Origin of the sequence: Streptomyces inhibens, assembly GCF_003389455.1 — a bacterium.
Taxonomy (GTDB): Bacteria; Actinomycetota; Actinomycetes; order Streptomycetales; family Streptomycetaceae; genus Streptomyces; species Streptomyces inhibens.
Genome location: NZ_QUAC01000246.1, coordinates 34,934 through 47,091 on the forward strand (window position 1 = coordinate 34,934; position 12,158 = coordinate 47,091).

Annotated in this window: 15 protein-coding genes and 1 pseudogene; 6 read left to right on the top strand and 10 right to left on the bottom strand. The window is 66.4% G+C overall.

Annotated features, from left to right (window positions below):
* Positions 1-128: 128 nt before the first annotated feature.
* Complete coding sequence (locus tag DY245_RS32095) at positions 129-923, bottom strand: alpha/beta fold hydrolase (protein WP_128510703.1); 795 nt, start codon at positions 921-923, stop codon at positions 129-131.
* Positions 924-1,078: 155 nt separating this feature from the next.
* Here DY245_RS32095 and DY245_RS32100 point away from each other — a divergent pair, with 155 nt between their 5' ends.
* The gene (locus tag DY245_RS32100; RefSeq protein WP_128510704.1) at positions 1,079-1,975 is read left to right on the top strand and encodes a LysR family transcriptional regulator; all 897 of its coding nucleotides are present in this window, start codon (positions 1,079-1,081) and stop codon (positions 1,973-1,975) included.
* A gap of 235 nt (positions 1,976-2,210) precedes the next feature.
* On the opposite strand, the gene DY245_RS32105 is transcribed toward DY245_RS32100, so the two are convergent.
* A complete protein-coding gene (locus tag DY245_RS32105) occupies positions 2,211-2,906 on the bottom strand; it encodes a Rok-like winged helix domain-containing protein (protein WP_128510705.1) in 696 nt (231 codons plus the stop codon).
* Between the two features lie 22 nt (positions 2,907-2,928).
* Here DY245_RS32105 and DY245_RS44010 point away from each other — a divergent pair, with 22 nt between their 5' ends.
* Positions 2,929-3,279, top strand: coding sequence for a hypothetical protein (locus DY245_RS44010; protein WP_147318383.1), 351 nt, complete (start codon positions 2,929-2,931; stop codon positions 3,277-3,279).
* A 107-nt stretch (positions 3,280-3,386) separates the two neighbouring features.
* On the opposite strand, the gene DY245_RS48490 is transcribed toward DY245_RS44010, so the two are convergent.
* The 3 genes from DY245_RS48490 to DY245_RS48495 form a co-directional block, all read right to left on the bottom strand.
* Entirely contained in the window at positions 3,387-3,905 is a 519-nt protein-coding gene (locus DY245_RS48490) for a caspase family protein (protein WP_128510706.1), read from the bottom strand.
* A 56-nt stretch (positions 3,906-3,961) separates the two neighbouring features.
* Entirely contained in the window at positions 3,962-4,282 is a 321-nt protein-coding gene (locus tag DY245_RS32115) for a hypothetical protein (protein WP_220377974.1), read from the bottom strand.
* Between the two features lie 770 nt (positions 4,283-5,052).
* Positions 5,053-5,184, bottom strand: a complete 132-nt coding sequence (locus DY245_RS48495; protein ID WP_280525019.1) for a hypothetical protein — start codon at positions 5,182-5,184, stop codon at positions 5,053-5,055.
* A gap of 370 nt (positions 5,185-5,554) precedes the next feature.
* Between DY245_RS48495 and DY245_RS32125 the strand changes: the two genes are divergently transcribed.
* The 4 genes and pseudogenes from DY245_RS32125 to DY245_RS32145 all read left to right on the top strand — a co-directional run bounded on the left by DY245_RS32125 (position 5,555) and on the right by DY245_RS32145 (position 8,543).
* A complete protein-coding gene (locus DY245_RS32125; RefSeq protein ID WP_128510707.1) occupies positions 5,555-6,148 on the top strand; it encodes a peptidoglycan-binding protein in 594 nt (197 codons plus the stop codon).
* Between the two features lie 753 nt (positions 6,149-6,901).
* Positions 6,902-7,219 (top strand): annotated as a pseudogene (locus tag DY245_RS32135) (ergot alkaloid biosynthesis protein); the annotation flags it as partial.
* A gap of 234 nt (positions 7,220-7,453) precedes the next feature.
* A complete protein-coding gene (locus DY245_RS32140; protein ID WP_128510708.1) occupies positions 7,454-7,711 on the top strand; it encodes a hypothetical protein in 258 nt (85 codons plus the stop codon).
* 475 nt (positions 7,712-8,186) lie between these two features.
* Positions 8,187-8,543, top strand: coding sequence for a hypothetical protein (locus DY245_RS32145; RefSeq protein WP_128510717.1), 357 nt, complete (start codon positions 8,187-8,189; stop codon positions 8,541-8,543).
* A 156-nt stretch (positions 8,544-8,699) separates the two neighbouring features.
* Here DY245_RS32145 and DY245_RS32150 read toward each other — a convergent pair whose 3' ends face one another.
* From DY245_RS32150 to DY245_RS32165, 5 genes are all read right to left on the bottom strand, one after another.
* Positions 8,700-9,668 carry an alpha/beta hydrolase gene (locus DY245_RS32150; protein ID WP_128510718.1) on the bottom strand — a complete coding sequence of 323 codons (969 nt, stop codon included), beginning with the start codon at positions 9,666-9,668 and terminating at the stop codon, positions 8,700-8,702.
* A 535-nt stretch (positions 9,669-10,203) separates the two neighbouring features.
* The gene (locus tag DY245_RS32155; protein ID WP_128510709.1) at positions 10,204-10,650 is read right to left on the bottom strand and encodes a cupin domain-containing protein; all 447 of its coding nucleotides are present in this window, start codon (positions 10,648-10,650) and stop codon (positions 10,204-10,206) included.
* Positions 10,651-10,673: 23 nt separating this feature from the next.
* Positions 10,674-11,405, bottom strand: coding sequence for an SDR family oxidoreductase (locus DY245_RS32160; protein WP_128510710.1), 732 nt, complete (start codon positions 11,403-11,405; stop codon positions 10,674-10,676).
* Between the two features lie 28 nt (positions 11,406-11,433).
* The gene (locus tag DY245_RS47680; protein WP_280525020.1) at positions 11,434-11,559 is read right to left on the bottom strand and encodes a hypothetical protein; all 126 of its coding nucleotides are present in this window, start codon (positions 11,557-11,559) and stop codon (positions 11,434-11,436) included.
* A gap of 72 nt (positions 11,560-11,631) precedes the next feature.
* The coding region (locus tag DY245_RS32165; protein ID WP_147318384.1) for an enoyl-CoA hydratase/isomerase family protein at positions 11,632-12,158 on the bottom strand (527 nt) is incomplete at its 5' end.

Sequence of the window (12,158 nt, forward strand, 5' to 3'; positions counted from 1 at the left end):
AGAACTGCCCAGTCATCAGCACAAACACCGTTGCAATACGAGCCCGGAGACGGCGACCAACCATATGTCACCGCCCGGCACATGCAGCGCCGCGCGGATTGCGCTGCAGATTCTTGACCTTGATGTGGTTACGCGGTGGCGCGGGCGGCCGGGGCCATCGGGGTGAGCGCGGCGCGCAGCGCGGCGTTGAACCGGTCGGGGAGCTCCTGGTGTGGCATATGGCCGGCGCCGGCGATCACGCTGACCGCGGCGCCGGGCGTAAGGGCGGCGCAGGTCCGGGCCACCTCCAGGGGGATCGCGGTGTCCAGCTCACCGTGGATGTAGTGGATCGGCACCTGCAGCCCGGGCAGCGTCGGGCGCGGGTCGTAGCCGTCGGCGGTGGCCTGGTGCTCGTCGATGTAGACGCCGGAGTCCAGGATCTGGCGGACCGTCCAGTCGATGAGCGCGGGCGCGGTGCCCGGCGCGTACCACCCCGGCACCCAGCCGGCGACGGTACCGGCCCGGTCGCGGCGCAGACCGGCCACGAGCTCCGCCTGAGCCCGAGCCTGCGTCGACGGCCAGTACCCCGGCGCGCCCACAGGAACCACGCCTGCGATCAACTCAGGTCGCCGCACCCCCAGTTCAGTGGCGAAAGACCCGCCGATCGACGAGCCGATGACCACCGGCCGGTCCAGCCGCAGCGCGCCGATCAGCGCCACCAGGTCGCTGACCACCCCGGCGATGGTGTTGCCCCGGACGGGGCGGGCCGACCGCCCGCAGCCCCGCCAGTCGACGGTGACGACCCGGTGGTCCCGGGTGAAATCGGGCAGCTGGGCACCCCAGGTCCGGCCACTGGTGCCCCAGCCGTGCAGGAACAGCAGCGCCGGGCCGGCCCCCTCGTCCTCGTAGTGGAGCGTGGTGTCGTTGACGTCCAGACTGGGCATGTTTCTCCTCTGCCTCGTGGGCCCTTGCGGGCCGCGCGGTTCGTGATGTCCCCAGCCAACCGCGATCACCTCCGCCGGCCAATGAGCGATCCGCGCCTACACTGATCGCGAACGGTGATCAATGCTGGTCGCCGGCGGACAGGGGGACCAGGGGCATGGAGCTGCGTCAGCTGCGCTACTTCCTCACCGTGGCGGAGGAACTGCACTTCGGCCGTGCCGCCGAGCGGTTGCACATCGTGCAGTCCGCGGTCAGCCAGCAGCTCCGCCGGCTCGAACGCGAACTGGGTACCGAGCTGTTCGCCCGCTCCACCCGCGTCGTCCGGCTCACCGAGGCCGGCAACCGGCTCCTCCCGTACGCCAGGGAGATGCTCGCCCTCCAGGCACGCGCCCGGGAGGCCATCGACGAACTGCGCTCCGAACAGGCCGCGACGGTGCGCCTCGGCACCAGCTCCGGGCTGGGTGCCTGGCTGGACGCCGTACTCACCGCGTTCACCCGACATACCGACCACGCCCAGTTGGAGCTCGTCACCAGCAGTACCGAGGAACGTCTGGCGCAGGTGCGGGCCGGTGACCTGGACGCCGCCCTGCTGCGCGGTGAACGGACCGACCCCGGGCTGGAGTTCCTGCCGCTGTGGCAGGACGCGCTGATGGTGGCGCTGCCCGCGGGCCACGAGCTTGCCGCGCGGGAGACCGTCGAACTGGCCCGGCTCGCGGAACTACCGCTGCGGCTCTCCCCCCGCTCCCGCAACCGCGCACTCCACGACCTGGTGATGCACTCCTGCCGGGCCGCCGGCTACACGCCCGTCCTGGGCCCGGAGTTCACCAACGACCAGGACACTCTCGCCGCCATCGGCCACGGCAAACCGTCCTGGACGGTCTTCTACGCCCCGCACGCCGATCAGCTCCCCGTTCCCGGCGTGGTGTTCCGCCCCCTGAGCGACCCGGCGCCCGTCATGCAGACCTACCTTGCGGTGCGGAACGGTCCGCCTCGGGCCGCGCTGCGTGCCCTGATCGAAGCCTGTTACGAGGCCGTCGAGGGGGCTCGGGCGTAGGGCCTGGCTCGCCGCTTGCCCGCCCGGTTTGCCTCCGCCTGTGCGGAGAGCACTTCCGGATGTACAAGCACGAGCATCCGGAGTTCGGCTCACCTCCGCCTGCGCGGAGAGCAGTGAACCAGCGGTGTCCTGACCTCGGCCCAGGGCGGAGCCCCGTGGGCCTGATCACTGTCACGGGTGGGTGGGGCCACGTCCCTCAAGGACGGAGCCCCACCATCACCGTGGCTGGGTGACGTCAGACGGCCGCGTAGGTGCCCCGCCCGGGACGTGTCACCAGCTTCTGTTGCTTGGCCACACGGTCGAGGGTGTTGCGGACAGATTCGATCTGTCCTGGCGTGGCCTCCCGCCCCAGGGCCGCGTTGATCTCTCGAGCGCGCATCGGCACGCTGGAATTCTTGAGCACATCCAGTGCGGCATCGATGAGGCTTCCCGCGCCCTTGGCGGCCGGCTGGGCGGTAGCGGCTCGTTTCGAAGCCACCTTCTTCGCCTTCGGCTTTGCGGGCGCAGCAGTCTTCTTCGCCGCAGTCTTCTTACCAGTGCGCTTCTTGGCAGGGCTGGCCTCGGCGCGCGCAGACGCTGCGGCACGCGGCTTTGGCACAGCAGATGCCGCACGCTCTGGTTCAACGACTGTCTCGGGAGCGGCGGGGATATCGGGCCTGGGGGAGTCCTGGCCGGCGCTGTCACCTGCCGCTTCCAGAGGTGCAGGCTCCGCGAGTGAGGGGGCCGTTGTGACCGTGGTGAGGGGTGAGGACTGTCTGTGAGGAGCAGCGGTGCCGGTCAGGACGCGCAGGTGTTCCAGGGCGTGGCGGGCAGAAGTAACGCGCTGGACCACGTCTTCGAGTTGGCCGCGCAACCGCCTTTCCTGTTCCTCGAGTTCAGGCAGTGCGCTTTCGAGGTTTTCGATGGTCTGGTGGAGAAGGGAGTCAGTCATGCGCTTTCCTAACCTGTCAGCGATGAGCGTGATCGCCAGTCACCGTACCGCTCCTCCGGCCGCAAGACAGGGGGGAAGGCGGCGCAGCCCCATCGGCATCGCACTGCCCGACTGGCGCTGGCAGCGCGTAACGCATGCGGCGGCGGTCGCTCAAGTTGCCCGCCCGTGCGTGTTGACGATTGACGAGTGGCAGACGCATCAGGCGAAGTCAGCGCGCGGGTGCAGTGCCCGAGGCTGGCCGCTGCTGCCCGTCACCACTGACGATTTTTCGGCTCTCGCAGGCCTCGCCAGTATTGCGGGCGTACTCACTGCCGAGTCCGACAGGCATCTGCGGAGTGTTCCCCGAGCAGGCAAACCCGCGATCGTCATCTGATTTCCGAAGTGCCCTCACGGCCGCAGAGTCAGCCTTGGCCAGCCCTGGTCTGCCGAATGCGCTGATTTCACCTCTCGCTGAGGCTACTCCTGCGCGTGCAGTAGGCATTAGAAGCCGTATCTCAACCGATCACGGAACGTGCGGGTCGAACAGGTTTCCCACCGAAGTGATCTTCCCGGCGGGGAGCGTCGCATTGGTGACCGGGGCGACCAGCAGCATCGGTGCGGCACCGCAGCGAAGCTGCTGGTCGCCGGCCGGGACCGGGCGCGGGGTGAGGCGGTAGTCGGTTCCCTTCGCAGCCGTGGGGGGGCTGAGGCCGACCCTGGGTCGGCATGTCCCGGCCGACTACACGCCGGGTCCCCGGATTCGCTCTTCAGCCCGTGGCAGGGGAAATGCACCACCAGTGTGTCACTGGTCCGACGGTCGGAGAAGAAATCATCGATGCGCGTCAATATGACGTGGGACGGTTCATTTCTCACCACGTCCACATCGAAGGCCCCGATCCCTGGATCGCCCAGGACCCCGGCGAGGGCCACGGCGTCCTGCGCCGGCGCCACGAGCTTCTTGAGCCCTTCGTCCTGGTAGCTGTCGTTGGCGATGATCAGTGCATGCCGGGATTCGCCCATGACTATGCCCCTGGCGTGGAATGACGACTGATGAACAGGTCGAACGCCTCCGTCACCTACTCCGGTGTCGCCTCGGAGATCTCCAGTACGTCGTCGTCCATCGCCAAGCGCACCGATGGACGCGAATCCCGGCACCGGCTCCACCACTCACGGATGGCGGAAGCTACCTGGCGCAGCGCGGTAGTGGAACTGCCGAGGGTCACCAACAGAGCCCCGACCTGGGCGACGTCCACGGCCCGCGCGCCGGGCGGAACCTCTGTACCGGGGACTGCCGTCACATCGTCCACATCAAGGTGGAGCAGCTCGTCGCGCAGATAGCCGGTCAGCTTCGCCACGCGCTCGGCTTCCGCCCCTTCCTCGGAAAGAAGAATTTTCAATCGACTTTCCATCACTGCAGCCCCTCGTACTCATCGGGCGGCGCAGAGTCGGACCATTGGTTGCTCCACGTCTTCCTTTACAGTCGTCTTCCGCGGCGGGGTTGCAATCGACGAAGGTCGTTTCTCCGGATCTACGGTGAGGCCGAAGCAGCGGCCGCTGTTTTACGAATTAACCGTGTTCGACATCAACTTGCAGTTGGTGCGAGACGGACTGAAGGCAGGCGCCTCGTGAGATCGCCGCCACTATCAACGACTTGCACGCGGACCAGCCGGGTCTGGCGATGACGGACGGCTACCAAGAAGAGTGGACGGATACGCTCCTGGCGTGCCCAGAGCGCGACACCGAGCGGGGCACCCGAGACCAGCCAGCACGCAAGAGGCGGCCCGCCTCAACTGCCGGAAGATTCAGCGACCTTACGGTAGGAATCCATGAGCGGGCAAGCCTCGGTCAAATCGGAATGACAGCGTACGGGCATGCCTTTCAGTATCGACGCCCCGTCATTCTCCGGACTGACGGGACATTGTCATGCCTTCAGGCACCCCATCACGGCGAGGCGTACCGCATCACCGACGACTGACCTTCCCTTCAGCCTTGCCGTTGACGACCTTGGAACCCGCACAGATGCTGAGCTGCTGTGCGCTTGCGATCCGGAACTCAAAGGCAATGGGTATACACCCAGGTCAGAGGCTCGCAGGGTGCTGAGCCTCCGGCCCGCGGCGCATTGGCCGCACCTTCGCCCTGTTCGCTTCGTGATCTTCACGAGCGGCTCTTACGCGCGTGATGCCAACGGAACAGGGCCTTGAAGGTTGGTGAGAATGTGATCATCGCCGGCCTTGATGTGATCCACATCGGTGGCCAGCTCGGTGTTAGCCTCGCCCGCGGCCGGCGCGGTGGTCGGCACTGATCTGGTCCTCGACAGTGGATCTTCGGCCTGACGGTTCGTAGGCCGGCCCGCAGCAGGGCCTAGCACTCCGATTGCCTCATTTCTGGCACTGTCATACGGTCGAAGTAACTGATTACGCCTCGCAAAGCCGCCTCGCTCTCAACGGAGGCGCGGCTAAGTGGTGCCCTGATCCGTTATGTTTATACGTGTCAATTAGGGGGCGCTCGCAGCCGGGATTTCGGTCCTCATCCGCAAGCGTAGATATCACATTCCGGCAACATCTCCTCCCCGAGAATTCCGGCCGACGCCCGGTCCTGGATCCGACACCGTAATGCGCCATGTGGACATGGCTCCTGATCAACAAGTTGGAAGGGCGTAGGCAATGAGAATGAACCTGACCGAGCTGCGAGCCCTCGCCACACAGGTGGGGTTCACCGGCAGCGACATCAACATCGCGGCGGCCGTCGCCATGGCGGAGTCCGCGGGCGACCCGGATGCGGAAGGGGACAAGGGTCTGGCCGACCACAAGTGGGGGTCGTCCTGGGGTCTCTTCCAGATACGCTCCCTTAGGCACCCTGAACAGTTCACCCCACCGGACACACTCAGGGTCGCCGGGAAGCTCAGGGAACCGCTCTACAATACCAAGACGGCAAAGGCCATCAAGGACGCACACGGCTGGAGCCAATGGTCCACGTTCACGAACGGGGCCTACCAGCAGCACATGGATGGCGGGCCCGCCAAGTTCGAGCCGTTCCCTGGTGCTTCGTTCTTCCACACCGGACAGAAATCGCCGATCATCGCCGCAATGCACCAGCGGCTCGTCGCCGAAGGCTGCGACCGGTACCAGTCGAGCGCCAACGCCGACGTATGGGGTCCCGGCGATGTGAAGTCCTACGCCGCCTGGCAGCGGAAGCTCGGCTTTGCCGTCGAGGGTGTCCTAGTGTCACTCCGTTTGCAGGAGGCTCATACCAGGCCACGGTGACAGGAGCAACGGGGCCGTCGGCGCAAAGTTCGCCGGGAACACGCACGACAACGCCGCGGGCGTTGCCCTGCTGGACCTGGTCGCCGAGCACGCCGACGGCACCGTCCGCAAGGCGCTGGTTCGACCAGGGCTTCAACAACCAGGTCGCCATGCACGGCATCCGCGACCGTTGAACGCAACCCGCAGGGCAAGGAGTTTGTCCCGCACCCGGTCGAGACCAACGCAGTTTGGTGCCAACTCAGTCGGAGAGGCAGATGCAATGGGCGTCGGGGCTGACGACATCCACTCAGCTCAATTCCGGACAGTCGACAGTCTGATGGATGTTCGCAATTTCGGGGGAAGTTGTACTGTGGTGCGACAACTGGCATCGGGTTCTCGACCCCGGGCACTGCAGAGGTCTGGACCACGGCGTGCCGCATGACCCCCGGGAGTCGGCCTGTTTCCCGGCGTAACGCCGCCGATGCTGACTTTGTGCTGACTTGCTGACCATGAAATGCCCCCTGACCTGCAATGATGCCTTGCCGTGTCTCTTCGGCTTCCACTGGTATCGCGATTTGCGACTGCTTTGCAAGCGGCGTTTTGACCAGGGTTTGCAGGTAGGTCAGCATGCTGTGCAGATTTGCCGGTGCGCATGTGTGATCAGGTGTGGGCGGGTGCGGCAGTCTTCATGCTGACCTCATGCTGACTTTCCTGACGGTATGTCAGGGCGTGCTGTCTGAGGTGGCGGTGTGAGGGCCGAAGGGGCTCCAGCCGGCGCTGACCGACGACCAGGCGCCCAACACCGACCTGCTCCTGACCGGACCGGAGGCGCTCAGCCACGACGACATCGCCACGATCATCACAGAGGTCACCGGCCGGCCCGTGGCCCACCGCCAGCTGACGTATGAACAGATACGTGACCGTCTCACGGCGCTGATGCCGCCGGAGTTCGCCGCGATGCTCGCACGCATGGACCGCACCATCACCGAGGGAGCCGAGGACCGCACCACCGACACCGTCCAGCGCCTCACCGGCCGCCCGCCGCACAGCTTCCGCGCAGTCGCCGAACGCGAGATGGCACGAAGCAGCTGACGCTCGGCCCCGGGTCCGGCCCACCGGGCTGCCGATCGGCCGTGCTCGCCGTCGGGTACGACTGTCAGTGCCCCCCGCGGCCCCTCGCGGGGCCGTTCCACCGGCGGCGTCACCTCGCCGCATGGTCGGCAGAAACAACCCTTCCGGGGGTGCGGCGGTCCTACCAGACGTCGTGCCCAGAGGGGCAAGGTCTGCCGACTTGTACTGGTAAATCGACTCGAAAGGGCGTACTCCATGGTGCTCGATCCCAACTTCCGCCTGGACGTTCCGGAGGGTTTCGACGATTCGGATACTGAGACTGGGGTGCATCCCATCGCCAGGAAGCTGTTCCTCGGCGCAACTGCCGCGGAAGCTTTCAGGAAGGCCCATGAGTGGCTGCGGGAACAAAGCGCCCGCCTGGCAGACGTGTCGTGGACTGTCTTGGACGGCGAGGACGAGCCCTACACGCTGAGCATCTATTTCACGTTCGAGCTGGACCCTGAAGACACCTGACTGCGACGGTGCAGTTTCGTTTCGCTCAGCCGGTCGCTGGTCTGAGAAGCCATCCGCTTTCCGAGCGTGACCCTTTGGTTCTGGGTGGGTGGGCATGAACTCCTGTCGTTGGCGGGATGGATGGGCATGGTTCGTTCGCTCGTCTCGCGTGTGGAGGTGGGTGGTGCAATCGGTGCTCGGTCTGCTGGAGGCCCAGGAGAAGAAGGTCCACGAAGAGGTGGCGTATTACTTGATCGTTTGCGCTAGGAGGTCCTCATGCGGTACGCGCATGGAGGTGGGCTGACGCCCAAGGAGGCGGTGCAGCCCCGGCCGTGTGGTTGGGCGTCAATTGCCGGCCAGCCGGCCAGCAGCTTCGGGATTGAGGCGGCTGCTGAAACGGGGGCCTGGGCCGGAAAAGATCGTCCGCAAGCTTCAGGGATGGTGGAGACTTTGGGACAATTCTCCGCGATGTGATCAGGAGCCCCCAGTGGACGACATGGAATTCGCCGAAGCTCTGGAGACAGTCCTGCGGGACCTCCAGGCGCAGTGCGCGGTGCAGCCGCACATACGTGCGGACGACAGGTTTGGGATCATGCTCTGGGCCCCGGACGGTTCAGGCCAGGGCCTGACTTCACCACTGGGTGGCACCGCCGCACAGCGGCTGGTGCACCTGGCAGATCAGGTCCAGGACTGGGCGGTGGAGGCACTATGGTCCGAAGGCGCATCGGCGGTCTGGCCACAGTGCCCGACACACCCGGACACGCATCCGCTGACGGCGACAGTCCGCACGGACACGGCGGTGTGGGTATGCCCGAAGAGGGGAACGGCAGTGGCGCGGATCGGGGAACTGTAGACACAATAGAGCGGGCGGGCCTGCGGCCGGCGACAACCGGGGCCAGCCGTGCAGCGGCTGTGGCCCCGGGTGCTGTACGTGGGTGGCGTCGCTCAGCCCGAACCGGGCACGGGCATCTGCTTGAGCCCACTACGCACCGCATTCTGAAACGATCAGTTAGGCCTGGGCGGTTCCAAGGGCGTTGCGCAGGAACGCCGTTGCCTGGTCGATGGCTCCGCGGGCGGCTTTGGAGTGACTCAGCGAGTTGAGCATCATGAAGTCGTGGACCGTGCCGTCGTAGCGCACCGTGGTCACCGGAACGTCGGCTGCTCGGAGCTTGGCGGCGTACGCCTCGCCCTCATCGCGCAGCACGTAGGCCTCGTCGACGATCAGCAGGGCGGGCGGCAGGCCGGAGAGCTGCTCGATGGTGGCGTGGTTGGGAGACGCGGTGATCTCCGCGCGTTGGTTCGGGTCGGTCGTGTAGGCGTCCCAGAACCATTCCATCAGCTTGCGGCTCAGGTAGTAGCCGGTGGCGAATTGGTCGTAGGAACCGGTGTTCATGGCCGCATCTGTGACCGGGTAGTACATCGACTGCTGTATGAACGTGACGTCACCGCGCTCCTTGGCCATGAGGGCGAGTGCGGCGGTCATGTTCCCGCCGACCGATTCCCCGACCACTACCATGCGTTGTGCATCCAGCCCCTTGAACGCCCCCTCGCGGACGATCCACTGCGCGGTGGCGTAGCCCTGCTCGATGGCCACAGGGTAGTGCGCCTCGGGCGACGGCGTGTACTCCACGAAGGCCACTGCCGCACGGGCGCCGACCGCCAACTCGCGCACCAGGCGGTCGTGGGTACCGGCATTGCCCAGCACCCAGCCACCGCCGTGCATGTACAACACGACGGGCAGCGTTCCGGTAGCGCCCTGCGGCTTGACGATGCGTACCCGTACATCGCCCACCGCTGCCGGAACCGAAACCCACTCCTCGTCGACCGGCAGCTTGTCGACCGGCGCGGCCTGGAGGTCGTCGAGCACCTTGCGCGCTGCGGTCGGATCCAGCTCGTACAGGAACGGATGTTGCGAGGTTGTGTCGGCGAGCTCCTGTGCCTCGGGCTCGAGGATGATTGAGGCGGTTTGACCAGCCATGGGAATGCTCCCTGGGAAATCCGAGAAGCGCATCATAAAGAGCGCGGGGCGCTGAAGAGCGCCGCGCTACGCTCGGGCTGCGGGGCGGTCGGCAGAGCCTCCGCTCTTGTGCAAGCCCCTGCTGGGTATATATGTCCATTGTAATTGCCCGTCCTCCGCAGATGCATTCCAAGGAACCGCCTCATCCGTCCGCCGGGTGCTCGGCTCGGTGACGACACGGCCTCCTCGGTGACAGGCTCACCGACGAGCGGATACGCCGACCGACCGTCACTGGTGGGACCGCGTGTGATCCAAGGGTGAATGCTTCAACGCCCCGGCCCGTCCATCACCGGTCGTGGTCCCGATCTGCTGCGCACGGGGTCACGTACTGGAGCGAGACGGGGTCTGCGGTCTTTTGCCGCAGGCGGCGCCACGCACCTTGAAGGACCGCACGCGTTGCCTTCACCCTCAGGAGCGGAAAGCCACATGCTCACTCTGGGGCACTGGTGCGACGCCCCACAGCTCATCGCGGTCAGTCCCGGCTGTCAGTGGCGGGTCAAGTGCCTGGGCGGGGAGCTCGTAGGTGCCGGCGCCGGGCCAGCTCTTCGTCGTCGACCAGAGTGAGCATGGGCTGATCCGGTGCGCACATCATGGTGACGAGGAAGCGGCTCCGGGAGTCCGTCCGGTTGTTTCCGTCCTGGTAGTGGATGACATCGCCGCCCGGCTCCCAGAACGTCTCCCCGGCCTTGATCACCCGCTCCGGCTCGCCTTCCAGCTCGAAGAGCATCTCCCCCTCCAGCATGTAGCCGAAGGCAGGTCCCGAGTGCCGGTGCGGAGGGGTGCCGGGGTCGCCGGGAGGGAACTCGACGAGAACCGTCATCGCCTCCGCCCCCTCCGGAACGAACGGCGGTTTCGCCGACTGCAGCACGGTGAGCGCCGTCTTCCATGCTTCCGAGCGCGGTTGGCTCCCTGCGCTGCCTGCCGCCTGTCCGTTGTTCGACATGGCGAGGTCTCCAGGGGGCCGGGTCAGGTGAGCCAGTCGGTGTAGTGGGTGGGGGCGATGCGTGCGTCGCCCTTGGTGGTGAGCACATCGCCGTGGACGGCGGCGAACATGCCGGCGGTGTCGTCGGTGACGACCGTGCGGCCGTCGGGTCGGGCGTTGAGGGTGATCCGGCCGAGTTCGTCGAGGGGATGGACGTCGGGCCCGCCGATGTTGAGGGTTGCGTTCAGAGGGGTACCTGCGGCGACTTCGGCGACGGTGTCGGAGACGTCCTGGGCGGCGATCGGCTGGAGTGGGGTGGTGGGCAGGCGGACGGTGTCGCCCTCGGTGGTCCAGGACATGAAGGCGTTGATGAACTCCATGAACTGGGTGGCGTGGACGATCGAATAGGGGATCGGCCCGGCCTTGAGGATGTCTTCCTGCAAGACCTTGGCGCGGTAATAGGCGAGGTCGGGCACCTGGTCCGCGCCGACGATCGAGAGGATGACGAAGTGCCCCACCCCGGCTTTGTGGCCGGCGGCCAGGAGGTTGTCCATCGAGGTCTGGAAGAAGGCGGGAGAGGCATCGTCGAAGGTCGGGGAATTCGTCAGATTGACGATACAGTCCGCTCCGGCCACCGCCTCCTCCACGCCCTGGCCGGTGATCACGTCGACACCTGTGGACGGCGAGTGCGGCACGGCCTCGTGCCCGGCGGCGTTCAGCTTCTTCACGACCTGCGATCCGATCAGACCGGTACCGCCGATGACTGCGAACTTCATGGGTCACCTTTCGTCGTGCACCGATAGGTCATGCGTCCAGATTGCGGCGATACCGTGCACAGCGCACGCTGGCCTGTGCGCTCAGCCCGAGCACGCCGGTGATGAGGAGGGCCGGCTTGGCAGGGTCGGACGCGATCCCGGCCACGATCGGCACGGCCGATCAACGTCATAGCCCTGGGCCGACGCACATGCAGGCCGTGGGCGGATGCATGGTTGGTCATCGGTATCAGTCGATGGCCTTCAAGTCGCCCAGTGCGTCACCGAGGTTGAGTTCGGTGCGGCCACGGGTCTGGAAGCCCCGCTTGAACAGCTCTGCCGTGCGTTGCTGCGTGGCCTCACCCCGTACGAGCTGCTGGAACAGGGCGGCATCCGCGCGTACATCGGCCGGAGTCGGCAGGCTGATGGCGTTGATGGCTGCTTTGGCCGCGATCAGCGCATCGCGGGGGAAGCCCCCTATGCGCGCGGCAATGCCGGCTACGAACTCGTCCAGCTCGTCGTCGGGTACCGCGCGGTTGATCCATCCGTAGCGTTCGGCAAGTTCGGCATCGAAGTCGGCCGACGTCAGTACGGCTTCGAGCGCTCGGTCCCGGCCCAGCAGCCGGGTGAGGTGCTGGATCGCTCCCGCGCCGGGCGGTGTGCCGATGCCGACTTCGGGCTGGCCCAGGACAGTGTTCTCCCGGGAGGCGAAGCGCATGTCGCAGGCGAGGAGGAACTCGCTGCCCGCCCCCCGTGCACGGCCGCGCAGCTTGGCGA

Bases quoted from the DNA above. Each gene is read 5' to 3' on its own strand.
- DY245_RS32095 (WP_128510703.1), bottom strand. From the start codon at position 923: ATGCCCAGTCTGGACGTCAACGACACCACGCTCCACTACGAGGACGAG.
- DY245_RS32100 (WP_128510704.1), top strand. From the start codon at position 1,079: ATGGAGCTGCGTCAGCTGCGCTACTTCCTCACCGTGGCGGAGGAACTG.
- DY245_RS32105 (WP_128510705.1), bottom strand. From the start codon at position 2,906: ATGACTGACTCCCTTCTCCACCAGACCATCGAAAACCTCGAAAGCGCA.
- DY245_RS44010 (WP_147318383.1), top strand. From the start codon at position 2,929: ATGAGCGTGATCGCCAGTCACCGTACCGCTCCTCCGGCCGCAAGACAG.
- DY245_RS48490 (WP_128510706.1), bottom strand. From the start codon at position 3,905: ATGGGCGAATCCCGGCATGCACTGATCATCGCCAACGACAGCTACCAG.
- DY245_RS32125 (WP_128510707.1), top strand. From the start codon at position 5,555: ATGAACCTGACCGAGCTGCGAGCCCTCGCCACACAGGTGGGGTTCACC.
- DY245_RS32140 (WP_128510708.1), top strand. From the start codon at position 7,454: ATGGTGCTCGATCCCAACTTCCGCCTGGACGTTCCGGAGGGTTTCGAC.
- DY245_RS32145 (WP_128510717.1), top strand. From the start codon at position 8,187: ATGGAATTCGCCGAAGCTCTGGAGACAGTCCTGCGGGACCTCCAGGCG.
- DY245_RS32150 (WP_128510718.1), bottom strand. From the start codon at position 9,668: ATGGCTGGTCAAACCGCCTCAATCATCCTCGAGCCCGAGGCACAGGAG.
- DY245_RS32155 (WP_128510709.1), bottom strand. From the start codon at position 10,650: ATGTCGAACAACGGACAGGCGGCAGGCAGCGCAGGGAGCCAACCGCGC.
- DY245_RS32160 (WP_128510710.1), bottom strand. From the start codon at position 11,405: ATGAAGTTCGCAGTCATCGGCGGTACCGGTCTGATCGGATCGCAGGTC.